Origin of the sequence: Glutamicibacter sp. BW77 (genome assembly GCF_002332285.1) — a bacterium.
GTDB classification, from domain to species: Bacteria; Actinomycetota; Actinomycetes; order Actinomycetales; family Micrococcaceae; genus Glutamicibacter; species Glutamicibacter bergerei.
Window position 1 is genome coordinate 22666 of record NZ_NRGT01000078.1, and the last position, 24605, is coordinate 47270.

Genomic DNA, 24605 nt, shown 5'->3' on the forward strand with positions numbered 1-24605 from the left:
CTACTTCTTGCCCTGGGCAGCAGAGGTTATTCCGTGACGGAACTCCACGACGTCGCCGTCCTTCATGATGTAGTCCTTGCCTTCGATGCGGGCCTTGCCCGCAGACTTGGCATTAGCCACCGAACCGGCGGCAACCAGGTCATCAAAACCGATGACCTCGGCCTTGATGAAGCCTCGCTGGAAGTCGGTGTGGATTACACCGGCAGCTTCAGGCGCGGTGGCACCCTTGCGAACGGTCCAAGCGCGCGATTCCTTCGGACCAGCGGTCAGGTAGGTCTGCAGACCCAGGGTGTCGAAGCCGACGCGGGCCAGCTTGTCCAAGCCGGACTCTTCGATGCCGGCGTCTTCCATCATTTCCTCGGCTTCGTCCTCTTCCAGCTCGGCGAGCTCGGACTCGAACTGGGCGTCCAGGAAGATAGCCTCGGCTGGAGCAACCAGCGCGGAGAGCTTGGCCTGCATCTCGGCATCGGCCAGACCAGCCTCATCGGTGTTGAACACGTAGATGAATGGCTTGGTGGTCATCAGCTGCATCGGCGCCAGCTCTTCAAGGTCAACACCCTTGGTCTTCGCCGCGGCGAACAGGGTGATGCCCTCTTCGAGGATCTTCTGCGCTGCCAGCACTGCATCCAGGAAGGACTTCTCGATCTTCTTGGTGCGCAGTTCCTTCTCCAGGCGAGGCAGCTGGTTCTCGATGGTCTGCAGGTCAGCCAGGATCAGTTCGGTGGCGATGGTCTCGATGTCCGAAGCAGGGTCCACCTTGCCGTTCACGTGGATCACGTCATCGTTCACGAACGCACGGGTTACCTGGCAGATCGCATCCGCTTCGCGGATGGTGGCCAGGAACTTGTTGCCCAGGCCTTCACCTTCCGAAGCACCCTTGACGATGCCGGCGATATCCACGAAGGACACGGTCGCTGGCAAGATGCGCTCGGAACCGAAGATTCCGGCGAGCACCTTCAGGCGCGAGTCAGGCAACGGCACGACACCCACGTTAGGTTCAATGGTTGCGAACGGGTAGTTGGCTGCCAGCACCTGGGCACGGGTCAGCGCGTTGAACATGGTGGACTTGCCGACGTTGGGCAGTCCGACGATTCCGATAGTAAGAGCCACGGGAGGAAATTCTACCTTTTACTAGTGATGAGCGCGCAATGGTGTACTGGCGCTTGAATTCTTATTGACAGATCAGGGCTATGGGCGGGCGTGCCCACCCAGGGCACGTTCCTCGTCGCCAGCTTCCTTGAGCTTGCCGCGGATCTCCTTGGGCAGCGAGAAGATGATGTCTTCCTGCGCGGTGGTGACCTCGGAAACGTCGGTGAAGCCGTACTCTGCCAGCAGGGCTACCACTTCGCGGACCAGGACCTCTGGCACCGAAGCGCCGGAGGTCACGCCTACGGTGGAAACTCCCTCGAACCATGCCTCGTCCACCTCGTTGGCGAAGTCCACGCGGTAGGAAGCCTTGGCACCGTGATCCAGTGCCACCTCGACCAAGCGTACCGAGTTCGACGAGTTCGCCGAACCCACCACGATCACCAGTTCCGAGTCCGGGGCGATCTCCTTGATCGCGGCCTGCCGGTTGGTGGTCGCGTAGCAGATGTCATCGCTCGGTGGATCCTGCAGATTCGGGAAACGCTCGCGTAGCCGGCGAACGGTTTCCATGGTCTCATCCACGCTGAGCGTGGTCTGCGAGAGCCAGATCAGCTTGTCCGGGTCCTTCACCACCACGGTGTCGGCCTCTTCGGGGTTGTTCACGATGGTGGTGACCTCCGGAGCTTCACCGTAGGTACCCTCAACCTCTTCGTGTCCTTCGTGACCGATCAGCAAGATCTCATAATCGGCTTTGGCGAAGCGCACGGCCTCGCGGTGCACCTTGGTCACCAGCGGGCAGGTCGCATCGATGGTGCGCAATCCGCGGTCCTCGGCGGACTGCACCACGGCCGGGGAGACGCCGTGGGCGGAGAAGACGACCAGTGCGCCGGTGGGCACTTCCTCGTTTTCCTCCACGAAGATCGCGCCGCGCGATTCAAGTTCGGAGACCACATGCACGTTGTGCACGATCTGTTTGCGCACGTACACCGGGGCGCCGTAGTGCTCCAACGCCTTCTCAACGGCGATGACCGCACGGTCCACGCCGGCGCAGTAGCCGCGCGGGGCGGCCAGCAGAACCTTGCGCTCGGTGACCTGCGGGGAAGCTGCGGCGATCTGCTCGGGGGTGCGACGAATACGCGGAACCCGAGGGATCGGCAACGAGACCGGGACAGAAGTGGAAGTAGCCATACCCCTAGTCTACGAACCCCATGCAAGTTAGCGCATGCTCATATGATGCGTGCCACCTGCAAAGGGCTGTGAGTTTAGCCTCCACCGCAGAATCCGGGACCGGCGCCGGGCATGAAAACCCCTTATTTTGTCTCAGCCGTGGTGTAGCGTCACTACTGCGCGTCCTTCTCCGGCCAGCCTCAACTGGCGGCAGGTCAAGCGCGCGGAACCACACATCGTTTCAAAACTTCCAAGGAGCGGCCCGCATGGAGTCCGAGTCCCCCGCCGGCTTACCGGCCACCGCGGCGTTAACCACGGCAGATAATCCGTGGCCGCTACGTGTGCTCACCGAAAAGCTGAAAATCCACATCGAGAACTCCCCCATGACCTGGGTGGAAGGTCAGCTGTTGGAGGCGAATGTGCGCAACGGGCACGCCTACCTGACCCTGCGCGATGTAGACGTGGATAACTCTTTCTCGGTCACCGTGTGGTCCTCGGTGATGCGTAAGCTCGATGCCACCCCCGAGGTCGGCTCGCGCGTGGTCGCCCGGGTGAAACCAAGTTTTTACGCTAAGACCGGCAGGCTTTCGCTGAACGCTACGGACCTGCGCCCGGTGGGCTTGGGCGAATTGCTGCTGCGCCTGGAACGGCTACGCCAGGCACTTGGCGCCGAGGGCCTGTTTAATGTCGAACACAAGCGCCGGCTCCCTGTACTGCCGGGCACCATCGGACTAATTACCGGTCGAAACTCGGATGCCGAAAAAGACGTCGTGCGCAATGCCACGCTGCGCTGGCCAGCGGTCAAATTCCGCATCATCAATACCGCCGTGCAGGGGGTAGATGCGGTCGCTCAGGTCACCGCCGCGCTGCGTGAACTGGATCAAGACCCAGCTGTTGAGGTCATCGTCATCGCCCGCGGTGGTGGCGCGCTCGAGGACCTGCTGCCCTTTTCCAACGAGGACCTAGTGCGTGCGGTGTTCGCGGCATCCACCCCGGTGGTCTCCGCCATCGGACACGAGGCGGACCGCCCGATCCTCGACGACGTGGCAGATTTACGTGCTTCCACCCCGACCGATGCGGCCAAGCGCATCGTGCCGGATCTGACCGAAGAATTTGCCGGGCTGCAAATGTCGCGTCAACGTCTGGACCGGGCGATTAGCAACCTGCTGACCCGCGAGGCGCAGGTGATCTCCGCGCTGCGCCAACGTCCGGTACTGGCTAACCCGCACACCATGATCGCTTCGCGGGCCGAAGATCTGCAGCGTTGGCGAGAACGAGCCACCGCTCTGATCCGCCACCGGGTGCAACGGGCCGGCGATGAGATCGCACATCTCAGCGCCCAGGTGCGCGCTTTATCTCCGCAACAGACCCTGGACCGTGGGTATTCGGTCACCCAGCTGGCCGACGGTTCGGTGGTTCGTGCTGCCGAGGCACTGACCGGTGGCGAACAACTACGCATTCGAGTGGCCTCGGGCAAACTGACCGCCACCGTTGATCAAATTTTCCCGACCGAGCAGGCCAACGAAAACGTTTAAGGACAGAACATGAGCGAGCAAATCCCGGCAGACATCAAAAACCTCTCCTATGAGCAGGCCCGCGAAGAACTGATGAACGTAGTTAATCAGTTAGAAACCGGCGGCGTCCCCTTGGAAGCCTCACTGGCTTTGTGGGAGCGTGGCGAAGCACTGGCGACGCACTGCGAAAATTGGCTCAACGGCGTCTCCGAACGCCTCGATCAGGCTCGCGCCCGCGTAGAAAACGCGACGGAGCAGTAACACCCCTGCCCACCGGGCAGATTTGTGGCTACGCTGAGCCCTATGGATATGGCTTGGTGGGCGTTCATATGGGGTTTGGTCTCTGGGGCTTCGCTGTTGCTTGGCGCAGCCGCCGGGTGGTGGCTGAAACTGCCCAAGGTTCTGGTCAACGGCGTGTTAGCCTTCGGCGCCGGTGTACTGATCAGCGCGTTGGCCTTCGAGCTTGTCGCCGAAGCCTACGAGGGCGGCGGGCTGCTAGTCACCGCGTTGGGATTGGTCAGCGGCGCGCTAATCTACTTTTTCGCCAACCGGATCGTTGCCAAGCGTTCGCGGCGGCGCGGTGCTGGCAGCGAGGCAAATTCGGGTAATGCGCTGGCCATTGGCGCGCTGATCGATGGAATCCCCGAATCCGTGGCACTCGGCGTGGGACTGGTCGCCGGCGGCGCGGTCAACCCGGCAATGCTCGTGGCGATTTTCATCTCCAACATTCCCGAGGCACTGGCCAGCACCGCAGCGCAAAAAGAGGCTGGTAAAAAAGCTGGTGGCATCTTTGCGCTCTGGGGTGCGGTCACCCTGGCCGCCGGAATTTCCGCCTGGGCCGGGTACGCGTTACTCTCGCTCACCGATCCGGCAATTACCGCGTTCGCGATTGCGCTGGCCGCCGGCGGCATCCTCACCATGGTCTCGGACACGATGATTCCCGAGGCCTGGAAGGTGGAGCACGACTACACCGGGCTCATCGCGACCGCCGGATTCCTCACCGCCTTCGCCGTGCACACCGTCGCTTAACCGTCCTATTTGGTAGCGTCCAAACGTTTGCGTTCGGCCTCCAGATCAAAGTCTGCCTTCGGCCATTGGGGGTCGATACCGCGCAGCGTCTGGAGCAGTAGTTCGGCCACGCACAAACGGGCGCGCCATTTTTGATCCGCCGGAATCACGTACCACGGGGCGCTCTCGGTTGCGGTGCGTCCGATCGCGACTTCATAGGCACGCTGATACTCGTCGAATAACAGTCGGTCATCCACATCCCCCGGAGCGTACTTCCAATGCTTGTCCGCCCGGTCCAAGCGCTCGCTGAGCCGCTCATACTGTTCCTCGCTGCTGATATGTAGCATCACCTTGTGCAGGTGAATTGAGCGCGCCTGCAGCCGGCGTTCAAATTCGAGAATCTGCGGGTAACGCTGCTCAATTTCCTGCTCGCTGCTGAGCTTTTGCACCTTGTGGATCAGCACGTCTTCATAGTGCGAGCGGTCAAAAACGCCGATGATCCCGGGAGCCGGTAGCTGTTTTTCTACCCGCCAGAGGAAGTCGTGAGCCAGTTCTTCCTTGGTCGGTGCCTTAAACGCATGATGTTCCACGCCTTGTGGATCGAACATTCCCATCACGTGGCGTACGATCCCGCCCTTGCCGGAGGTGTCCATGCCCTGGAGCACCAGCAGTAGTGAATCGGATAGTTCTTCGTGGAGTGCGGCGGCGAACAGTCGTTCTTGCAGATCGGCGAGCTCCTCGGCGATCGCTTCCATCCGTTGCTCGGCAGCCTTTTTATTTTTAGGGGCATCTTTCGGCCACCAATTGGGGTTGTTGGTGGCGCGAATGGATAAATCCACCTCACTTACCACGCGCAGGGCTTGGACGAGGTTCTGCGGGTAATCGCTCATTTGGTTCCCAACTCATGGCACGGACGTTGTTTGTTAGCCTACTGGTCGGCTGTGCTATTTGAGAAGCATCTGGGTTGCTAGCGCACCGGCACGCCGCAGGTACTCTGCGCGCTCATAGGTGCCACGGACAAAATTCGTGAGATTTTCGACGTCTTCGCGATTCGGCTCCCAACCTTCATGCCAGGAAGCCACAAAAGCTTGGACAATGGCGTTGCGACTTTGACTGCCAAGACCCGCAAATAGCTCGGGCCAACGTGACTCAAGATCAAGAATTTTAGACACCTCTGCGCCCCCTTCGAACATGGTTCAATTTTACCGTGTTTGCTCAGGCAGTTCGAGGTTTTACCGTTGTTAGAACAGCTCGGCGAAGCAGAGTTTTCTTTGGCCATAAACGCAAAAAACCCGTGTGCCATTTGTTTGTGGCACACGGGTTTTGAACGGCTTCGCTTAGGCGCGGGCACGCCATTCTTCGAGGAACATCGAGATGCGTCCCACCGCGTCGGTCAGATCGCGCACGTTGGGCAAGGTGACCAGACGGAAGTGATCGGGTTTAGGCCAGTTAAACGCGGTGCCCTGGGTGATCAGGATCTTCTGCGCCTTGAGCAGCTCGAGTGCGAACTTCTCATCGTCGTGCATCGGGTAGACCTCGGGGTCCAGCTTCGGGAACATGTACAGGGCACCCTGGGCCTTCTGCACGCTCACCCCGGGGATTGCCTGCAATAGGTCGTAGGCGGCGTCGCGCTGTTCTTTCAGGCGCCCGCCGGGCAGGATCAGATCGTTGATCGACTGGTAGCCACCCAACGCGGTCTGGATCGCGTGCTGCGCCGGAACGTTTGCGCACAGGCGCATGTTGGTCAGCAGGTTGATGCCTTCGATGTAGTTGGTCGCCTGATGCCGGGGACCGGAAATCGTCATCCAGCCGGCGCGGAAACCACAGACCCGGTAAGCCTTGGACAGGCCCGAGAAGGTGAGCACCAAAACGTCGTCGGCCAGGGCGGCGGTGTTGATGTGGACGGCATCGTCGTAGAGGATCTTCTCGTAGATCTCATCGGAGAACACGATCAAATTGTGCTTGCGCGCCAGCTCCAGGATCCCCTCCAGGGTGTCCTTCGGGTACACCGCCCCGGTGGGGTTGTTGGGGTTGATGATCACGATGCCCTTGGTGCGATCGGTGATCTTCGCTTCCATATCCTCCAGATCCGGCAGCCAGCCCTCCTCTTCCACGTTGAGGTAGTGCACCGGGGTGCCGCCGGCCAGCGAAACCGAGGCGGTCCACAGCGGGTAGTCGGGGGCCGGGATGAGCACTTCGTCGCCGTTGTTCAACAGCGCGTTCAGGCTCAGCGTGATCAGCTCGGAGACGCCGTTGCCCAGGTACACATCATCGACCCCAATGGTCTGGATGCCGCGGGTCTGGTAGTACTGCGAGACCGCGGTGCGCGCCGAAAGGATGCCGCGCGAGTCCGAGTAGCCCTGCGCGTTGGGCAGGTTGCGGATCATGTCCACCAACACCGCGTCCGGTGCCTCAAAACCGAAGGTGGCGGGATTGCCAATATTCAGCTTTAGGATGCGGTGCCCCTCGGATTCCATGCGCTGCGCATGTTCAAGCAGGGGCCCGCGAATGTCGTAGAGGACGTTGTGAAGCTTCGTGGATTGCTTGAATTCTGCCATGGGTTCACTTTCTCATGTTTGGCACGCGCCGCGCGCCTTCGGGTCGGCTGATGACCTGCCGGTGTTGCGCTACTGCGTGAGGATCTTAAACCTGCCGGCCGCGGTCTGCGGATCCAGCGCGTCCACGCCGCTGACCATCCGGTTGATTCCGATCAGCGAGGTTTGATCAATTTTTTTGGTGACCGAGTTGATCAGGTTTTGCGCCTCTTGGTCCAGTTGGTCCTCGGCCAGTGGCACCACGGTTTTGGCCTCAAAAATCTTTTCGCTACCCGCAATGATCTCAAAACCTTCATCGCCGATGATGGCATCGGCCGAGTCGAGTATCACTACCCGGTTCAGCGAGGCACGCAGCTGGTTGGCTAATTGTGCCGCGGGAACGGTTTTATACCGGGGCTTGGTGCAGCCCTCGGCGGCCAGCGCACTGCTCAGCGCCTCGGTTTGCGGGGCGACCCCGATAAATTCCAGCTTCTGGCAGTTAGCGGCCAGGCTCGGAACTGAATCCACGCCGTGGCTGGTGGCCTCGGCGGCGCTCATCACCAGCACCGGGGTACTTTGAGCGTCGCTTTGCTGCAGCGCGCGCACGGCCGGATCGGCGGTTTTAAAACCCTCGACGGTGGTGTGATCCGCGGTGGAGATGGCCAGATCCGCGTGCCCGTCGAGCACCTGCTGGTACGGGTTGGCGCTAGATTCAGACTCGGTGACCTGGTAGCCGGCTGAGCGCAGTGCCTCGGCGTAAATTGTGCCCAGCGTCAGCTCGGTGGCAGAGGTGCCGCTGGCCACCGAAATACTGATGTTTTTGGACTGCGCCACCGGGTCGGGATCGCCACCGGTGCAGGCGGTCAAAGACAGCGTCACGGCCAGGGTCAGCGCGCCGAAGGTGGCGGTTTTAGGTAAGTTCATCTCCCCTAGATTCTAGGCTAGCTCGGTGGTTTTGCGGCTCAGCGCACGCCGGGGCCGGTTAAAGACAGGATCAGATCGACCCGCTCGATGCGGTTCAGTGCCTTAATTTCTTCCCGGGTAAACCAGGCGGCCTGGCTGGTGGAGCCGGCAACTTCGTGACGTAGTTGGCCGCCTAAGAGCTTGGCCCGGTAGGTGACGGCCACGGTCTGCATCGGGCAATCATCGCCGGAGTATCGTCTGGCGGCCGGGATGATCCCGGTGGTGACATCGAGCAGGCTGAGGTTTCCGACGCTATAGCCGGTCTCCTCATATACCTCACGGATGGCCCCGTCGATGGTTTGCTCCCCCAGGTCGATGCCGCCTCCGGGCAGGGACCAGCGCGGGGTGAACTTGGGATCGCGGTGGCGCATATCCCACAAGGTCAGCAGCACCTTGTCCTCGTGTTCGACCAGGACGTAGGCCGCCAGTCGGGTATCGAAGGGTTCACCGGTGGATTCAGAACGTCGAGTCATACCCTAAATATATCGACGATTGCGCTTCTTCGTGGCAGGCGGGCGCCACGGGGACCAAGGAAAACACCCAAACATTTCAACGAACGGGGCCGGGTATGGTGAAATATTCTTATGTCATCGCACCCAGAGTCACCTTTCGGCAACGATCTCGACGAGATTGATCGAATCATCATCGACGAGCTGGTCAGCAATGCCCGCATCTCCAATGCGACGCTGGCGCAGCGTGCTTCGATCGCCCCGTCTACCGCGTTGCTGCGCACCCGTTCGCTGGTGGACCGCGGAATCCTCACCGGTTACCACGCCGAGGTCTCGCTGCCCGCGGTGGGACGCACCGTGCAGGCACTGATCTCCGTGAAGTTGCGCGCCCACGATCGGGAAAAGATCGATACCTTCCGCGAACGCATTCCGGCCTTGCCCGAGGTGCTCTCGATGTTCCATGTCTCCGGCGCCACCGACTACATGCTGCATATTGCGGTGGGCTCCACCGAGGCCTTGCGCGACTGGGTGCTCGATAATCTGGCCACCGACGAATCTGTGGGGCATACCGAAACCACCTTGGTCTTCGACCACCAGTTGGGTAACCGCGGCCCGCTTCCGGGGCACGACGCATAATTTTCTTGCGCGAGACCCAGCAAGCACAAAGACCCGCATCCTTTCCAGGGTGCGGGTCTTTGTATTCAGTGGCTCTGCGGTAATTTTTTAGGCGCGGCGGCGCTGCATGACGGCGTCGAGGTTCAGCTTCGCCTTGCTGGAGGCGGCCGGGGTGCCTGGTGCTGCCTCGGTTGCCGGAGCTGCCGGGGCTGTTACAGCCGCCGGGGTTGCCGGCTCGGCGGACTGGGGATCGGCCTTGGCGCCAACGGAGATGATCGCCGCGCGTTCCTCGGCCGAAACCTCGGCGGCCAAACGCTTGGCGTCCTGATCGGCCTTTAAGCTGATGCGCTTGGTGGGGCGTAGCGGAACGGACACCGGAATTGGTTCCGGACGGACCCGAGCGGAAATTTCGCGTTGGGTGGCTTCACGCACCGCCACATAGGTGGGCTTAGGAATATTTGTTGGCTCCCAGGTGGCAGGCTGCTTCACGCCGCCGTCCCCGCGGGCCACACGCACTGCCTCGGAGCGCAGCTCTTCGGCGGTGATTGCCGGAGCGCGGCGAGCCGAACCCGGGCGGGCGTCGAACACCTGATCATCGCTGGGCTTGCGGATGATCACCTGGTTGGCTTGATCGGCGAAGGCCGGAGTATCTAGGGCGCGTTCGCGGGTGGCTTCGAGGTGTTCGAGTAGCTTACGGTTGCGATCGAGCACCGCCAGCGCCCGCAACGAGGCTACGGAGCCAAGGGCCACGAGGAAAAAGATGCCGACGGTGGTAAAAGTCAGCGCGGTAAATGGCGCCAACAGCAAACCGATCAGCGTGGCGACGACGGCTAGCAGGCCGAGCACCGCGATGGCTAAGCGCCCATAGCGCACACGAATCTTGAGGCCTATCGCGGCAGGCTGTTGCTGCTGCGATACGCTCTGTGACGTGTTAGCCATAGGGGTCCTCCCACACCGAGTGAACGGTCAAATTCAGTGAAGCCCAACGGTGGACTTCATCAGTCAACACTATGCAACGCGCGGGGCATCAACGGGCAGATTTTGCGGTGTGTCTACAAGAATTCGCAAGTCGTGGTGGGTTCTGGGGTGCTCAAGGCTCGTACGCGAGTCAAACGGCACGATTATTCGTAGATACGTTCTAACATCGTTGTTTTGAGTTCCTCGCGGTTTAGCGCGAATGTTCGATGATCACGCCAGGCGCCGTCGATGTGCAAAAATCCCTTGCGCAGCCCTTCGTCGCGGAAACCAAGCTTTTGCACCACGCGCAGGCTGGCAGCGTTTTCCGGGCGAATGTTGATCTCTAACCGGTGTAACGCCAGAGTTTGGAAGCAGTGATCGATCACCAGGGCGCAGGCCTCGGGCATCAGGCCGAACCCGGCGTGGGAACTATCGATCCAATAGCCAATGGAGGCGGTGCGTGCGGCCCCATACTGAATGCCGCTGACCGAGACTTGTCCGATGATCGGCGGATTTTTTGAATGCAGTTGCGGCAAGGTCATCACCCAGGAGTAGCCGGTGCCCGCGTGTGCGGCGGCGCGTTTAGCCGCCAGCATCTGCCTGAAGCTCATGGGTTCAGGCGCGCCCAGCGGGTTAGTTGGATCCCAGGGTTTAAGCCACATGGCGTTGGCGTTTCGCAGGTCAATCCAGGCGAGCTGATCGCGCAGGGTCATCTCACGAAGCAGCAGTCGGTCCGAGGACAGTGGTGCCACGGCGTCGCGCCCGCGCAGAAAACTCAGCATGCACTCATCGTATCTCTGCTCGGGTCTTGAGGCGTTCACCTGTGGTTATATGACAGCGGCGGGTGTTTGGAGGGTATGCGGTGGGTGGTTGCTTGGTCGGCAGTAGACTGGAGCCCATGAACGCAGCAAACACCGCTGGCTTCGGCGCGGAGAAAAAATCCCGACGTGCACACGCGCGGGCCGCACGCCGCGCCCTGTCCCCCAGCACGCGGGACCTGTTGGCGCAAAAATTGGCCGCGCAGGCGATGAAGTACCTGGCCGAATCTACCGACACCGCCATGCGGGTCGGCGCCTACCTCTCAACGGCCGAAGAGCCAGATACCTCGGTGTTGTTAACCGCGCTGGTCGACGCCGGCATCGAAGTGTACCTGCCGGTGTGTCAGCCGCAATACCAGTTGGGGTGGGTGCGCTGGAGCCCGGGAGTGGAACTACGGCGCAGCGCGCTGGCCCCGGTGGATGAACCGGTGGGCGTTCGTCACGATGCGCGGCTTTTTGAGCAGGTGCACACGCTGTTTATCCCCGCGCTGTTAGTTGATCAGCAGGGGCTGAGGTTGGGCCAGGGCGGCGGGTACTATGACCGGTTCCTCCCGCTCATCGAGCAGCAAGCCACCCGGGTGGTCGCGCTGGTGTATGCATCCGAATTTGTGCCCACCGGCGATTTCCCGGTTGAAGCCCATGATCGACCGGTGGATGTGGTGATCACCGAGCAACAGTTCCATACCATCGACCCGCGCTAGTGCGCTTTGCCCACAGTTCGCGGCCGGTGCGTGGCTGTTCCTAGTGTTGGCGGGTTTGCTTAGGGGTATGAGTAATTTATCTCGACGCCGCACCCCGGTGATTCCGCGGCCAAAGATCCGGGCAGCACGCACGCGCCATCAGCTTTTGCGGCGTTATCGTAAACCGTTGGCCCTGGTGCTGCTGTTGCTGGCGGTGGCCGCGGGCATCAATGTGCTCGCCGAGGGGCAGCTGGCCCAACGCGAGGTGGTGGTGGCCAGCGGTGATCTGCCCTCGGGGCAGATTGTTCGCGCCGATCAGGTGCAGCTGCTGAGTATTCCGTTGGATCCGGCGGACAACCAGGTTTTGACCGAACCACAGGCGGTGATCGGCCAACGCCTGGCGGTGGCGGTTCCCGCCGGGACGGTGTTGCGCGAGCACCTGCTGGTGGGTCCAAATCTGCTGACCGGGACCATTGCCGGGACCGTTGCGGTGCCCATCAGGCTCAGCGATCCTGCCACGGTGAGCCTAATGCATCCGGGGCAGCTGGTGGACATTGTGCTGACCACCGGGGATGGTTTTGAGGCCAAGATTAGTTCTGAAACCATTGCTCGGGCGGTGCCGGTGTTATGGGTTCCGGCTTCTGGCGAGGGACAGCTGGGCATGTTTAATGCCGCAACCGTGCGCGGTGAAGGAATTATCGTGGTGGCCGCGGCCAACCAGTATTCCGATGAGCTCTCCGGTGCGGTGTCCCGTGGCAAGGTTTCGGCGGTGCTGGTGAACTAACCCCAGTGTGGGGGTTTGTCGCGTTTCATGCTTTCGGCCAAATCTTCTACATTGTCTCCCCACTGGCGTGGGTCATCGTCCTTGGCGCGCAACTCTGCTATCGGGTTGCCGGTTTTTGCGCTGGGCTTGGTCGATGGCGGCAGCCCGGTAGCTAACGCGCGGTCCACCGACGCCACTACCGGTACCGGGGTGTAACTACCGGTGAGTTCAACTTTCGCGCTCAGCTGTTGCGGCGGGGCAATGACCCGGGGTCGCTTGACCCGGCCGGCGGGTTTTTTACCCGCCGGTTGATGCCCCGCACGCTCGCTCATTTACCCTGTGGTTTCTGCGTCTGCTGATCTTCGGCTGGTGCATTTTTGGCAGCGTCGGCGCTGGCTGGGATCGGCGCCGGGGTCGCTGGCTGCTGTGCGGACTCTGCTTCCTGACCCGGCTTTGCTGCTGACTTTGCTTCTGCCTTTGCTTCTGCTTTTGCTTCTGCTTTGTCGGTCGACTTGGCCGCTGGTTTTGCCGAGGCGGGCTGCGCGGTCACGCTGCTCGCGGAGACCGGAGGCGCCATCGGAACCCTGGTACGCGGACCGGTGCGCGGATGCGCGGAGGCGGCCGGGGCCAACTCCAAACTGCGCGCCAACCGGTCGGTGACCGAGGCCGGATCGGTGAACACGTCGATGGTCCACAGTGGCACGTAGCGCCAGCCGTGGTTCTCGAAGAACTCCGGACGCAACCGGCTGCGTTCACGCACGGTCAACCCGGCATAGTGCTCGGTCCCGTCGTAAACCACTGCCAGCGGTCGCACCGGCGAATCGCCGTCCATGTCCAGCGCGTGCGCTGAAAGATCAAGCACGCCGCGGTAGTCCTCGGCCACGATTGCGCCTCGTTCACGCAGGCGCCGGGCCAGATCGGAGACCAGCGCATCAAAGCGTGGGCTACCCACGGTGCTGACGCCAGAATCCCCGGCTTCCACCCGGCCGAAGAGCTCGAAGAACTGCCAGGCCCCGCGGTACACCCGGTCCAGGTCCACATCGGCCGGTAGCAATGAGGACACCAGCGTCATGCGTTTACGTGAACGAGTCATCGCCGAAACGAAGAGCTGCTCGCCGCCTTCGCGGGAGAGCGCACCAAATTCGTGCAGGGTTTTGCCGTGCGGTGTGCGTCCATAACCCCAGGCGAAGATGACCGCGTCGCGGCGCACCCCGATGAGCCGGTCCATGGTGGTGACCACAAATGGTTCCACCTTGGAACGCAGGAAATCCATCGCGTACTTATGGTTGGGCAGCTGCACCCGGATTGCCTCGGCAATGGCTGCGGCGTGGGCACGGTTGGAGGCGATGACCGCCAGTGACTCGGTCCCACGGGTTGCGAAGTGCGCAAAGACCAGGTCCACGACCTTCGCGACCTCGGCAGCGGTGGTCTGTACCCCGTCCTCGCTGTTGGACAGCGTGCCGGTGGCATCGGGCACGTACACTCCGGTCAGCAGCGGGCTGCTGCCGGTGATGGTGACCGCAACCGGTAGCCGGGAGATCGCCGAATCGTAGTAGGTGCGCGAGAGCTGTTCGACCAGGCCCTCGTCGATCCCGCGGTACACGGTGGACAGGGTGCCGGTGACCAGAACTTCGTTCAGCGCGCTGAGCGCGGAGCGTCCCGGGTTGCGTTCCTTCAGCCGTGCGGTGGGATCAACCGACACCTCGAAAGGCTTCGGCCCGCCGAGCATTTGATCCCCGATGGCGATGACCTGCTTGGAGCGGCGGATCGCGTCAAGCACCTCGCGCAGGGTCAGGTAGTTAGCCTCTAGCAAGATCACCGCGTCGAACTCGGTATCTGCCGGCAACGCGCTGCCAAGCAGCAGGGGTGCCGAGACGAAGACCGGGGTCAACGAGCTGACCAGCGCCGGACCAAATTCGAGCAGCCCGGCCACGGTCGGGGTGCCATCCTTGAGGATTGCGCGCAACTGACGGGAGGCGGCGCGGTGATCGGCCAAGGCGGCCTTCCAATTGCGGGCCAACTCCCAGCGGATCCGTGAGGGACCCGAGGAAATGTGCGCGCCGTCGGCCAGCCGGTAGTCGGCCTCGATCTTTTCAAGCTTCGCGCCGTCGTTCATCGCTAGGAAGTCATCGCCGGAGATCATCGCCTCCAGTGCAGACTGCCACCAGGCCAGCTCAAGTTCCGCGTCGACGGCGTCCGCGTCAATTTCACGGTCGGCAAAGTCGGCGAGCAGATCTGCCAGTCCGCCTTCGGCCAGCTGTTCGGCGATGAGCGTGCGCTCGGGCAGTTCGGCCAGGTCTTCCTTGCGGTCCACCAGCGCGGCAATAATGTCCAGCAGCTCAGCGATCGGCATTTCGCGCAGTCCCGTACCCAGTTGTGGCGGGAGCATCTCGGAAAGCTTGTCGATGCGTGCGCCGGCGTCGTGATAACCGGCCTCCACGTCCAGCAGCCCGCCGGGAACGGCGGGGTTGCGCTGGCTGGTGGCGATGGCGCGCCAGGCGTCACGTTGGATGGAGACCGCTTGCAGGGCTGCCTGCAGATCGGCCACGTGCATGCCGGGGCGCACGTATTCCTTCGCGATTTTGCGCAAGCGGGAGCGCACGATGGAGCCCATCTCTACCCCGTGTTCGCGGCGCCAAGCGCTGGAGGCGGTGGCGGCGATCAGATCGTCGATGTCACCTTCAAAGATGTCCGCCTCAAACTTGTCCAGCGAACCGCGCACGGCGACCAGCAACTGCAGCTGGTCTCCCCACTTGTCGTAGCTGTCCTCTAGGCGGATCTGCGACTGGGCGGCGATTTTGAGCATATGTTCGTGCAGGATCGGCAGGTCGCGGCCAAGGCCTCCGGCGAGGGTCAGTGCCTGCTCGGTGGCTTCTTGGTTGCGTAGCGGCGCGCCAAACCATGGGCTGGTGGTGTGCGACTTGGAGAACGCGCCCAGTTGCGCGGCGCGCTTGAGCTGCGCGGCCACATGGCCACGCTGGCCCATCGAGTCAAGCACCGAACGCTTAAGCCGCACGGTGGTTGATGGTGCCGGGTCAAGCGAGGTCAGTCGAGCAAGCTCTTGCATCGCCTGGTACGGTGAGCAGCCCCAACGGCTACGCACCGAATGCAGGGATTTGACGTGTTCGTGCAGGGCTCCGCGCGATTCGCGCAGCTTCTTGAGCAACCCGCCCAGCTGTGGTTCGGTGGCTCGCTCATTGCGCAGGATCGCACGGATCAGCAGGTTGCGCAGCGCGTCGGGATCCTCATTGGGTTCCAGCAGCAGGCTGCCGGCGTCGAGCTGTTCGTTAAAGCGGCGCACAAATTCTTCGGCTGCTGAACGTTGCTCGGCGACCACCAGCACCCGCTTGCCCTTGGCGGCGAGCAGGCCGGCGGCATTCAGTGCGGTCTGGGTGGCGCCGGTGCCGGCAGCGGCGTTGATGCTCACCGATTCGCCGGCGGCAATGTAGTCGAGCATCCTCGCCTGGGACTCGTCGGCGTCCAGCAGGTAAAGCTCATCTGCCGGGTCGCGTTCGTCGCTGTTTTTGGCCAGCACGCTGGTGCCGGTGTGCACCTTACGGGTGGAGTTGGCGGCAGGCGCCGTGGCCGGGGTGGTGCGCCGTGGTTTGGAGGAGTCCTTGATCAGGCTGGCGACCCGGCGCAGACGCGATCCGCTCGATTCCTCGGACTTTGCTTCCGCCTCTGGTTGCGGGGAGGACTCTGCCTGAGTTTGAGTTTTCGCCTCGGCTGGTGCCTCGGGCTGTGCTGCCTGCGCGGCGGCTTCGGTGGGATCGCTTGCGCGTTCCTCGGCACGGATCAGCGCCTCGATCACCGGGTGCGCTCCGGTGAGGATTGCCGGATCGGCCGGGTCAATGAGATCGGAGAAGGTGGAAACCAGCAGGCGGTGTCCAACCACTACCCCGGGGACCTCGGAGAGCTGCTGGCGCAGCGCATCCATGCCACGCACCGGGTCAAAGCGGGCAATCGAGTAGGCGGCGGCGTCTACCGCTTCCACGTCGACCTTGGTGTTGTGATCGGTCTCAAATTGGCGGACGAAGGCCGGGGAAATTTCGGCGCGGCCTACCAGTTGCATGTCGTAGTCGTCGTGGTCCAGATGTTTGGACAACGTGATCCGGCCAAGCATGATCGGTGCGGAGACCGGCTCGCTCTTGCCCTCATGTACCGCGCGCCAATTGGCGACACCTGCGGCGAGGTAGCCCACGTCGATGCCGCGCTCATCCCACAACTCGGTGGTCTTAGCGCTTAATGCCCGTGCTGTCCGCTTAGCGGTCGCAAACTGATCGGCATCGTGCAACAAGGTGGACAGACGGGTACGACGGCCCGCTAGAAACTGGGCCAACCCCGATGGATTTGCATGCGTGATGTCGAGACTGTTCGACGTCGACGGAGCAAACCGCAAGGTGGTATCGGCGCCGGCGCTTTGGCCCAGGGATTTCACCCAGGCGGATACGCGCTCGGCAGCAGCATTTTGGCCACTAGTCACGACAGTTATTCCCTTCACTGAACCGACCATCACGGCGCGCGGAAAAGCTTACACGCCTCATTTCAAAGGTAGTGCACCGGTGGGGCAGAATGCGCCCACGAAACACGTTTAAACCGGACAAGCGGAACCGGTCCGTTCTCGCGCACCCGGTGAAGGGCGGCTGAGCACAGGCGGTTCCGCTTGGGCCACACGGTTTACACCGTGCCGGCTAGAACTGTGGGGTTACTCCCACTCGATGGTTCCAGGTGGCTTGGAGGTCACGTCGAGCACCACGCGGTTCACGCCGTCAACCTCGTTGGTGATGCGGTTGGAGATCTTGGAGAGCAGATCGTAAGGCAGGCGTGACCAGTCTGCGGTCATCGCGTCCTCACTGGAGACCGGACGCAGCACGATCGGGTGACCGTAGGTGCGGTGATCGCCCTGCACGCCTACCGAGCGGACGTCGGCCAGCAGTACTACCGGCATCTGCCACACTTCATCATCCAAACCTGCGGCGGTCAGCTCGGCGCGAGCGATCGCGTCGGCCTTGCGCAGCAGGGTCAGGCGTTCCTCGTTGACCGCACCGATGATGCGGATGCCCAGGCCTGGGCCGGGGAATGGCTGGCGTCCCACGATTTCCTCGGGTAGACCCAGCTCGCGGCCTACCGCGCGGACCTCGTCCTTGAACAGCGTGCGCAGTGGCTCCACCAGTTCAAAGTCCAGATCTTCTGGTAGTCCGCCCACGTTGTGGTGGCTCTTGATGTTGCTTGCGCCTTCGCCGCCGCCGGATTCGACAACGTCCGGGTACAAGGTGCCCTGCACCAGGAACTTGACCGGTTCCCCGGTGCCGGCTTCGGCCTTGAGGATTGCTACCTCGGCGGCTTCAAAGGCGCGAATGAATTCGCGGCCGATGATCTTGCGCTTGGTTTCTGGATCGGTGACGCCGTCCAGTGCGGTGAGGAAGCGTTCGCGTTCGTCGGCGATGTAGAGCTTCGCGCCGGTGGCGGCGACGAAGTCCTTCTCCACCTGTTCTGCTTCGCCTTCGCGCAGCAGACCGTGGTTGACGAAAACGCAGGTGAGGTTGTCGCCAATGGCGCGCTGCACCAGGGCAGCGGCTACTGCCGAGTCCACGCCGCCGGACAGGCCACAGATGGCCTTGCCGTCGCCGACCTGGGTGCGGATGCGTTCGATCTGTTCCTCGGCAATGTTGCCGGCGGTCCAGTCTCCGGCCAAACCTGCACCGTTGTAGAGGAAGTTCTCCAGGATGTCCTGACCGAACTCGCAGTGCTTAACCTCTGGGTGCCACTGCACGCCGTAGAGGCGCTTGGCCTCGTTGGCGAAAGCCGCAACCGGGGCGCCGGCGGTAGTCGCGAGCACCTCGAAGCCTTCGGGTGCCTTGGAGACCGAGTCGCCGTGGCTCATCCATACGTTCGGTGCTTTGTCGGCACCGGAGAGCAGGGATCGGGCTTCGCCGTTAAAGCTGGTCTGGGTGGAACCGTATTCACGCAGGCCAGTCTCCGCGACGGTACCGCCCAGGGCGTTTGCCATGGCTTGGAAGCCGTAGCAAATTCCGAGGACCGGGATACCGGCTTCGAACAGGTCGGCGCCTACGGAAGGCGCACCGTCGGCGTAAACGCTGGAGGGACCACCGGAAAGGATGATCGCTGCAGGGTTTTTGGCCAAGATGGCTTCGGTGGACAGGGTGTGCGGGACGATCTCCGAGTACACGCGGGCCTCACGTACGCGGCGAGCAATCAGCTGCGCGTATTGGGCCCCGTAGTCGACGACCAGAACCGGCTTATGTTCTGGGGTGAGGTCAGCAGTAGTCACGATCTCTAGTCTACTGGTTCAGCGCGCGGTCAATGCGCAGTAAGCATGTCATCAGTATCACCCGGGGGCTTGTAATGGGGCGTTGTGATCGGCCGGGGTACGGAAAATCCCCGCCACAACGAGTGTGACGAGGAATTTCTGACCCAATAAGTCGGGCTTTAGTAACGTTTGGCGGCCTTGGGGTGGGCGGCCAGCTCGGCGTCCACCTCGGCGTGCACCGTGCGTTCGGTGAAGAACGAGAGGAACGGGATGACCCCGCCTAAGGCGATGGTGATGAAGCGGCTAAATGGCCAGTGCATCAGCGACCAGAGGCGGAAGTCTGCGAAGAGGTACACCACGTACATCCAGCCGTGCACGATCAGGATCATCAGCGAGATGTTCACTCCCCCACTGATTTCGGCGCGGTTCAGCATCCCGATGGTGTTGGCGGCGCCGTCCAGCAGTTCACCGCCGACGAAGAGCTCGAGCTGCCAGAAGTACTTCAGGACCATTTCGGCCACGAGCAGCAACAGCATCACGCCGGTCGCGTAGGCGAACACCTTGTAAAATTTTGCGGCCGAACGGATCTGCGCCGGGGTTCCACCAAATTTGCGGGGGCGCGGTGTGGGGGTGGTGCTGGACATCTGCTCGAAGTCCTTTCGAAGTTGTGAGGGTGGTGAATTAGTTCTCTGGGAGCTGCTCGCGGGCGGCGGCTTGGGCGGCGGCATCTTCGGCGATGTCGTCCATGCCGCGCTGGTAGTCATCGCGCACCATCCGGTACCAGAGGAAGAACGCGAAGCCTGCGAAGACTACCCATTCGATCCCGTAGAACACGTTCAGCCAGTTGATCTGTGCCTCTTGTGGCTGCGGGCCGACGTAGATGGACTCCAGGCCAGGCTGAGTGACCGGTTGGCCATTGGCGGTGAGCTCATGTGCGGTGACAAACCCGGTGTAAAGCTTCAAGTCCCAGTTGTTGGACAGCTGCGCAGAAGACAAGGTGGCCAGTGCCGGGTTGCGCAGGTCGTAGTTTAGTTCCGGACCCTCGGGAGGCAGCAGACGCCCGGTGATCTCAATGGTGCCCTTCGGTGCTGAGGACGGTGTGGTGGTTTCCGGCTGCCAGCCGCGGACCACTGCCATCGCCGCGTCATCCTTGGCGCCATCGACGGCGAAGGCGGACACCACCCAGTTGCCCAGGTTGTCATCGTCGACCCGGTCCTTGATCAGCACATCGGTGCCCGGGATGAAGTGCCCGGAGAACTCGACGATTTGGTCTGCCTTGCTGCCCAGCATTTCGACGCCCGGAGCGTAGTGCTCGGTCAGCGGGACCGGCACCTCGGTTTCATCGATCTTGACCACCGGTTCGGTGGTGGACGAACCAAATTGCCAGCCCGAGAGGGCCACAAATCCGGTGGCAAACAGCAACGCACCGAGTAAGGCGGCGATCCATTTGGGTTTGAAAGCGGTTTTCAGCACACTCTAACGGTACTTCGATTGCTTGTAGAAGTTCCAATGCGCCGGGGGTGAGATTGACCTACTTCACGTTGGGCGGTGCCCGGGGAACTTTTGGCTGGGCTTGATCGTTGAGACTTTTTCGCCGGCGTGTGGAGCTGGCTTTGGAACTGGGGCGTTAAAGTACTCAAGCCCGCCGAACCTTTGCTGGGTTACGGCGGGCTTGAATGAAAATGCTTAGAAGCGGTCGGACTCGTATGGTGAGAGCACCACGTCCACGCGCTGGAATTCCTTCAGCGTGGAGTAGCCGGTGGTAGCCATCGAACGGCGCAAGGCACCAACCAAGTTGGAGGTGCCATTGGTCTCGTGGGACGGTCCGTAGAGCACATGCTCCAGCGAGCCGACGGTACCGATCTGCGCGCGGTCACCTCGTGGGCTGACCTCATGCACGGCTTCCATCCCCCAGTGGTATCCGGCGCCCGGTGCTTCTTCGGCGCGGGCCAGGGCGGTACCGAGCATCACTGCGTCGGCGCCCATGGCGATGGCCTTGACGATATCTCCGGAGTTGCCCAGGCCACCATCGGCAATGACGTGCACGTAACGGCCACCGGTTTCTTCGATGTAGTCGCGGCGGGCCGCTGCCACGTCGGCAATGGCGGTAGCCATCGGTGCGTGAATGCCCAGGGTGCGGCGGGTGGTGGAGGACGCGCCGCCACCAAAGCCGACCAGTACGCCGGCCGCGCCGGTACGCATCAGGTGCATGGCCGGGGTGTAACCGGCCGCTCCGCCCACGATGACGGGAACGTCGAGCTCATAAATGAACTGCTTGAGGTTCAGTGGTTCGGTGTTCTGCGAGACGTGCTCGGCCGAGACGGTGGTGCCGCGGATGACAAAAATGTCAACGCCGGCATCGATGACCGCCTGGGAGTATTCCTTGGTGCGCTGTGGGGTCAGGGAGCCCGCCACGACCACGCCGGACTCGCGGATTTCTGCCAAACGGGTGCCGATCAGCTCAGGCTGGATCGGAGCCGCGTAAAGTTCTTGCAGCTTCGCGGTGATCTTCGAATCGTTGCGGGTGCTCGCCTCGGAACGCAGCCCGGCAATTTCAGCCAGTACCGGTTCCGGGTTTTCGTAGCGGGTCCACAGTCCTTCAAGGTTCAGCACGCCTAAGCCGCCGAGCTTGCCCAGGGCGATTGCGGTGGCCGGGGAGGTCACCGAATCCATGGGTGCGCCCAAGATGGGGGTTTCAAACGCGAACGCGTCGATCTGCCAAGAGACCGATACGTCCTTGGGATCACGGGTTCGGCGATTCGGTACGATCGCTACGTCGTCCAGGGAATATGCCTTCGTGGCGCGCTTGCCACGGCCGATCTCAATCTCGTTACTCACCTAACAAGGTTACCAAGTTCCGCGGAGATTCCCGCTTCGGTCAACGCGCAACGCCCCGCACCACTACGGGTACGGGGCGTTATTTGGCTGATTTACGGTGAGCAAGTTCACCGCAAATTACCCAATGTGGCGTATCAACAGCGCGTTTAGCGCTCGGTTTTGCTGGCCTTCAGGCGGCTGAGCGTGCTGGCCAATGCGGTGGCGGCGCGTTCTTCGGCGGCTGCGATCTTTTCCATTTGATCGGCCATGCGGGCAAAGAGCTCGCTGCGTGTTTCTGGGTCTATCTCGGGATCGACCATTTCGCTCAAGTCAATCCAGTCAGCTGCGAGCTGCGCATAATCCGCGGCGTGCTCGGCCAGCGGTTCAAGGCCCGGGAACTGCTCGCACTCATCGAGGAAGTCTGCGTAGAGTCCGCGTAAGCCACCGAGTCCGCCAAAGCGGGTATCGGTCATGAAACCGTGTAGCTGTGCCAGTCCGGTTTCCAGACGTTGCGGATCGGCGAAGATCTGCGTCCAGCCCTTCTTGCTGTCGGTGTCGCGCAGGCTTTCAACCCAGGTGTGCATTCCGGCGATACCGACGCGGTTTGCGAAGTGCTCCGGGATGCCCTTGAGTTCCAAGGTGCCAAGCAGTCGGCCGTTAGTTTCGGTGACCGCTTCCAGTACGTTGGCGCTGAGCGTGTCCAGGTTTGGTGAGCGGCGCGACGGAATCCAGGCTTGCCAGTTCTTTTCTTTTTTGCGCTTGGCGCGGGCGACGGCCAGATCGTTTGGGCTGATCGGCATCAGTGCGCCGGAGCCATCATCGATGAGCAGGTCATCTTCGTGTTCACCGACGATAGCGACGTCGATGATGTCTGCCTCATCCACCTCGCCGGCTTCGATCCATGGCAGTGCGCTGACCGCAACGCGTACGACAACCGCGCGGCCTGCGTCCAGCCCCGCATCGAGGTACTCGGTAGCGCTGTCTGATGAACCGGTGGTGCGTTCGGTGACCTTGGCGCCGCAGCGACGCAACAGGTTCTGCGTGTATGGCTCTGGGTGCGCGCGGGTGACGAGGGTGACCGTGGTGGCCTGCTCGTACTCGAAGGTGAAGGCCATGAAGCCGATGCCGCCGGCAAGTCCTGCCAGCAGTGCCTCGCTTAGCGGTTCACCGGTGGCTGGGTTGCTCACGCCGGCTTGGGTGAGGACTCGGTGCCAAAGGCCCGCGTCGTACTGCACGACTTCGGTCGGGGCCGGGTACTCGGGCAACTCTTCTGCCGGGCTTGGTGCCGGTGCAGGCTTGGGCTTTGGTTTGGGTTTGCCGTGTTTTTCAGCGTATCGCGCGTCTTTAGCCTCTTGGGCGTAGTTGCGTGCGGCGGCTGCGCGGGCCGCGCGAGGGCCTTCGGGCTTATCGGTCAGGATGTTCTTGCGCGCGGTCGTGTAGCTCTCGCCTGTTCGAGCCATGCGTTCACGGGCGAGCTTCTTCAGATTCGCGGGTTGTGCCAAGATCATGTCCTTCGTTGCCGGTGACGCGCACCGTTGCGTGGCGTCGTGCCTACATTCTACGTGGGGTGGGCTCGGTGTTTCTTCCGCACCGGTACCCGCGACTGGCTAAACTATGAGGGTCCCGACACATGCCGCCGCTGGCAGCTCGTCAATTTTTCGAAACTAGCTTCCAAGGACCGTGCCGATTTCTTCTTCCCGATTCCCCCTTCGTGCCCTGTGGGTATTGCCTGCGCTATATCTGCTCGGGCTGATCTGTGTTGCGCTCTGGCCAACGCCGGTGGATGCCTCGGCCCGGGGTGCTTTGGATAGTGTTTTAGCTTGGCTGCATTCGGTGGGCGTGCCGAACTTTGTTGGCTATGATCTGGTGGAGTTCGGCGCGAATATCGCACTTTTCATCCCGTTGGGGTTGTTGATGGGCTTTGGGCTGCGGCGCTTCTGGCTGGCGGTGGGGCTTGGAGTGCTCGCAACTTCACTGATCGAAGCGAGCCAGTGGTTATTTCTCCCGCAGCGTTTTGCGTCGGGCTTTGATATTCTCGCCAATTCTTTGGGCGCACTGCTTGGCGCGCTGTGTTGGTTACTCTGGTCGCGTAGTCGTCGGAAGGTTCGGGCCGAGGGGCAGGGCTCAGCCCCGATCGGAGATCAGTCCCAGTAAGTATTACGCCGCGGTAACTGCGCAGGGTCAATATGCTTCGGCAAAATCACGTGCGGCAACCCATCAACCACCACAATCTTGATCCGACCCGAATCAGCATCCATATGCGCACCCCGGCACAGACCAGCCAAATTGATCAACTTCGTTTCCCCACCCATCCACCACGGATCAATATGGTGGAACTCAATCTTCTCCGGTGGCTCAGTGCAGCCAGGCACAATGCATCCATGATCACGTGCGAGGACGGCGCGTTTGAGTTTCTCCGGCACCAACCGTTGGGCTCGACCATAGTCAAGCAGTTCACTTTTCGAATTGAATACTGCCGGGATGATATCTGCTTCGCATAACAACCGTCTCAAATCCCCGGGCGGAAGTTTCACCCCGTGGGCGGTGCGGGCATCGCCTGAGGCGAGGTCCTGCAAATTTTCGAGCTTCAAATGCACGAGAACTTCAGGCCTGATCCGTTGGCTACCACCACCGCTGTTGGTGGGGATTGTGGTGAGGAGGTCCATCAACGCGTTGAGCGCACGTTCGGGGACCGTCGCTGGGGGTTCGGTGGTTTCTGGTTCCCAGATTGCTTCCTCCAACGCCCCTTCGGGTAAGAAATCCAAGATGCTGGGTTCTACTGTGGGTTCTGCTACGGCCGCCTGTGCAGGTGCTTCGTCTTGTGGTTCTGGTGTGGTGGTTGGCTCAGCAGCAGCAGCGGGTGCGGGTTCGGCAGTAGCTTGCTCAGCAGAGGAAGAGTCCGTAGCACTAGCCGACTCATCAACCGTGCCGGCCTGCGGAGGACGGTTGACCCGAGCCTGCGC

General features: G+C 61.9%; 24 protein-coding genes. 7 read left to right on the forward strand and 17 right to left on the reverse strand.

Annotated features, from left to right (window positions below):
• Both ychF and CIK74_RS16295 read right to left on the reverse strand, forming a co-directional pair.
• Positions 1-1110, reverse strand: coding sequence for a redox-regulated ATPase YchF (gene ychF / locus CIK74_RS16290; RefSeq protein ID WP_096257340.1), 1110 nt, complete (start codon positions 1108-1110; stop codon positions 1-3).
• A 78-nt stretch (positions 1111-1188) separates the two neighbouring features.
• Positions 1189-2274: a 4-hydroxy-3-methylbut-2-enyl diphosphate reductase gene (locus CIK74_RS16295; protein ID WP_096257342.1), complete on the reverse strand. Its 1086-nt coding sequence runs from the start codon at positions 2272-2274 to the stop codon at positions 1189-1191.
• Between the two features lie 245 nt (positions 2275-2519).
• Between CIK74_RS16295 and xseA the strand changes: the two genes are divergently transcribed.
• The 3 genes from xseA to CIK74_RS16310 are packed head-to-tail and all read left to right on the forward strand — an operon-like array spanning position 2520 to position 4796.
• Positions 2520-3788 carry an exodeoxyribonuclease VII large subunit gene (xseA, locus tag CIK74_RS16300; protein ID WP_096257344.1) on the forward strand — a complete coding sequence of 423 codons (1269 nt, stop codon included), beginning with the start codon at positions 2520-2522 and terminating at the stop codon, positions 3786-3788.
• A gap of 9 nt (positions 3789-3797) precedes the next feature.
• Complete coding sequence (locus tag CIK74_RS16305; RefSeq protein WP_096257346.1) at positions 3798-4028, forward strand: exodeoxyribonuclease VII small subunit; 231 nt, start codon at positions 3798-3800, stop codon at positions 4026-4028.
• Between the two features lie 24 nt (positions 4029-4052).
• Positions 4053-4796, forward strand: coding sequence for a ZIP family zinc transporter (locus tag CIK74_RS16310; protein WP_343251933.1), 744 nt, complete (start codon positions 4053-4055; stop codon positions 4794-4796).
• A 5-nt stretch (positions 4797-4801) separates the two neighbouring features.
• Here CIK74_RS16310 and CIK74_RS16315 read toward each other — a convergent pair whose 3' ends face one another.
• From CIK74_RS16315 to CIK74_RS16335, 5 genes are all read right to left on the reverse strand, one after another.
• A complete protein-coding gene (locus tag CIK74_RS16315) occupies positions 4802-5665 on the reverse strand; it encodes a PPK2 family polyphosphate kinase (RefSeq protein WP_096257347.1) in 864 nt (287 codons plus the stop codon).
• 54 nt (positions 5666-5719) lie between these two features.
• Positions 5720-5947: an antitoxin VbhA family protein gene (locus CIK74_RS16320; protein ID WP_096257382.1), complete on the reverse strand. Its 228-nt coding sequence runs from the start codon at positions 5945-5947 to the stop codon at positions 5720-5722.
• Positions 5948-6112: 165 nt separating this feature from the next.
• Positions 6113-7333, reverse strand: coding sequence for a pyridoxal phosphate-dependent aminotransferase (locus tag CIK74_RS16325; RefSeq protein ID WP_096257349.1), 1221 nt, complete (start codon positions 7331-7333; stop codon positions 6113-6115).
• A 69-nt stretch (positions 7334-7402) separates the two neighbouring features.
• Positions 7403-8233 carry a glycine betaine ABC transporter substrate-binding protein gene (locus CIK74_RS16330; protein ID WP_096257351.1) on the reverse strand — a complete coding sequence of 277 codons (831 nt, stop codon included), beginning with the start codon at positions 8231-8233 and terminating at the stop codon, positions 7403-7405.
• Positions 8234-8271: 38 nt separating this feature from the next.
• The gene (locus CIK74_RS16335) at positions 8272-8745 is read right to left on the reverse strand and encodes an NUDIX hydrolase (protein ID WP_096257353.1); all 474 of its coding nucleotides are present in this window, start codon (positions 8743-8745) and stop codon (positions 8272-8274) included.
• A gap of 111 nt (positions 8746-8856) precedes the next feature.
• Between CIK74_RS16335 and CIK74_RS16340 the strand changes: the two genes are divergently transcribed.
• Complete coding sequence (locus CIK74_RS16340) at positions 8857-9357, forward strand: Lrp/AsnC family transcriptional regulator (RefSeq protein WP_096257354.1); 501 nt, start codon at positions 8857-8859, stop codon at positions 9355-9357.
• An 87-nt stretch (positions 9358-9444) separates the two neighbouring features.
• Here the strand turns inward: CIK74_RS16340 and CIK74_RS16345 are convergent, their stop codons facing one another.
• Both CIK74_RS16345 and CIK74_RS16350 read right to left on the reverse strand, forming a co-directional pair.
• Complete coding sequence (locus CIK74_RS16345; protein ID WP_096257356.1) at positions 9445-10275, reverse strand: hypothetical protein; 831 nt, start codon at positions 10273-10275, stop codon at positions 9445-9447.
• A gap of 182 nt (positions 10276-10457) precedes the next feature.
• Positions 10458-11075: a GNAT family protein gene (locus tag CIK74_RS16350; RefSeq protein WP_096257359.1), complete on the reverse strand. Its 618-nt coding sequence runs from the start codon at positions 11073-11075 to the stop codon at positions 10458-10460.
• Between the two features lie 116 nt (positions 11076-11191).
• Here CIK74_RS16350 and CIK74_RS16355 point away from each other — a divergent pair, with 116 nt between their 5' ends.
• Complete coding sequence (locus tag CIK74_RS16355) at positions 11192-11812, forward strand: 5-formyltetrahydrofolate cyclo-ligase (protein ID WP_096257361.1); 621 nt, start codon at positions 11192-11194, stop codon at positions 11810-11812.
• A gap of 67 nt (positions 11813-11879) precedes the next feature.
• Entirely contained in the window at positions 11880-12575 is a 696-nt protein-coding gene (locus CIK74_RS16360; RefSeq protein ID WP_096257363.1) for an SAF domain-containing protein, read from the forward strand.
• Here CIK74_RS16360 and CIK74_RS16365 read toward each other — a convergent pair.
• From CIK74_RS16365 to CIK74_RS16395, 7 genes are all read right to left on the reverse strand, one after another.
• On the reverse strand, positions 12572-12886 hold the full coding sequence (locus CIK74_RS16365; protein WP_096257365.1) for a hypothetical protein: 315 nt from the start codon (positions 12884-12886) through the stop codon (positions 12572-12574). The genes CIK74_RS16360 and CIK74_RS16365 overlap by 4 nt on opposite strands.
• Entirely contained in the window at positions 12883-17037 is a 4155-nt protein-coding gene (locus CIK74_RS16370) for a DNA helicase (protein WP_240520570.1), read from the reverse strand. Before CIK74_RS16370 ends, CIK74_RS16365 begins: the two co-directional genes overlap by 4 nt.
• Before the next feature lie 222 nt (positions 17038-17259).
• Positions 17260-18846 (reverse strand): glutamine-hydrolyzing GMP synthase, encoded by a 1587-nt coding sequence (gene guaA, locus CIK74_RS16375; RefSeq protein ID WP_170947921.1) that lies wholly within the window; start codon positions 18844-18846, stop codon positions 17260-17262.
• Between the two features lie 158 nt (positions 18847-19004).
• Positions 19005-19469, reverse strand: a complete 465-nt coding sequence (locus CIK74_RS16380; protein ID WP_096257370.1) for a DUF3817 domain-containing protein — start codon at positions 19467-19469, stop codon at positions 19005-19007.
• Positions 19470-19506: 37 nt separating this feature from the next.
• Complete coding sequence (locus CIK74_RS16385) at positions 19507-20298, reverse strand: SURF1 family cytochrome oxidase biogenesis protein (protein ID WP_240520571.1); 792 nt, start codon at positions 20296-20298, stop codon at positions 19507-19509.
• A gap of 213 nt (positions 20299-20511) precedes the next feature.
• Positions 20512-21663 carry a GuaB3 family IMP dehydrogenase-related protein gene (locus tag CIK74_RS16390; RefSeq protein WP_096257372.1) on the reverse strand — a complete coding sequence of 384 codons (1152 nt, stop codon included), beginning with the start codon at positions 21661-21663 and terminating at the stop codon, positions 20512-20514.
• 146 nt (positions 21664-21809) lie between these two features.
• Entirely contained in the window at positions 21810-23144 is a 1335-nt protein-coding gene (locus CIK74_RS16395; RefSeq protein ID WP_096257386.1) for a DUF4872 domain-containing protein, read from the reverse strand.
• 178 nt (positions 23145-23322) lie between these two features.
• Here CIK74_RS16395 and CIK74_RS16400 point away from each other — a divergent pair, with 178 nt between their 5' ends.
• Entirely contained in the window at positions 23323-23796 is a 474-nt protein-coding gene (locus CIK74_RS16400; protein WP_096257374.1) for a VanZ family protein, read from the forward strand.
• Here CIK74_RS16400 and CIK74_RS16405 read toward each other — a convergent pair.
• A partial coding sequence (locus CIK74_RS16405; protein WP_141392981.1) for an HNH endonuclease signature motif containing protein occupies positions 23784-24605 on the reverse strand: 822 nt, incomplete at its 5' end. The genes CIK74_RS16400 and CIK74_RS16405 overlap by 13 nt on opposite strands.

Coding starts and splice junctions, on each gene's coding strand:
- CIK74_RS16295 (WP_096257342.1), bottom strand. CDS start 2,274: ATGGCTACTTCCACTTCTGTCCCGGTCTCGTTGCCGATCCCTCGGGTT.
- xseA (WP_096257344.1), top strand. CDS start 2,520: ATGGAGTCCGAGTCCCCCGCCGGCTTACCGGCCACCGCGGCGTTAACC.
- CIK74_RS16305 (WP_096257346.1), top strand. CDS start 3,798: ATGAGCGAGCAAATCCCGGCAGACATCAAAAACCTCTCCTATGAGCAG.
- CIK74_RS16315 (WP_096257347.1), bottom strand. CDS start 5,665: ATGAGCGATTACCCGCAGAACCTCGTCCAAGCCCTGCGCGTGGTAAGT.
- CIK74_RS16325 (WP_096257349.1), bottom strand. CDS start 7,333: ATGGCAGAATTCAAGCAATCCACGAAGCTTCACAACGTCCTCTACGAC.
- CIK74_RS16330 (WP_096257351.1), bottom strand. CDS start 8,233: ATGAACTTACCTAAAACCGCCACCTTCGGCGCGCTGACCCTGGCCGTG.
- CIK74_RS16335 (WP_096257353.1), bottom strand. CDS start 8,745: ATGACTCGACGTTCTGAATCCACCGGTGAACCCTTCGATACCCGACTG.
- CIK74_RS16340 (WP_096257354.1), top strand. CDS start 8,857: ATGTCATCGCACCCAGAGTCACCTTTCGGCAACGATCTCGACGAGATT.
- CIK74_RS16345 (WP_096257356.1), bottom strand. CDS start 10,275: ATGGCTAACACGTCACAGAGCGTATCGCAGCAGCAACAGCCTGCCGCG.
- CIK74_RS16350 (WP_096257359.1), bottom strand. CDS start 11,075: ATGCTGAGTTTTCTGCGCGGGCGCGACGCCGTGGCACCACTGTCCTCG.
- CIK74_RS16355 (WP_096257361.1), top strand. CDS start 11,192: ATGAACGCAGCAAACACCGCTGGCTTCGGCGCGGAGAAAAAATCCCGA.
- CIK74_RS16360 (WP_096257363.1), top strand. CDS start 11,880: ATGAGTAATTTATCTCGACGCCGCACCCCGGTGATTCCGCGGCCAAAG.
- CIK74_RS16365 (WP_096257365.1), bottom strand. CDS start 12,886: ATGAGCGAGCGTGCGGGGCATCAACCGGCGGGTAAAAAACCCGCCGGC.
- CIK74_RS16380 (WP_096257370.1), bottom strand. CDS start 19,469: ATGTCCAGCACCACCCCCACACCGCGCCCCCGCAAATTTGGTGGAACC.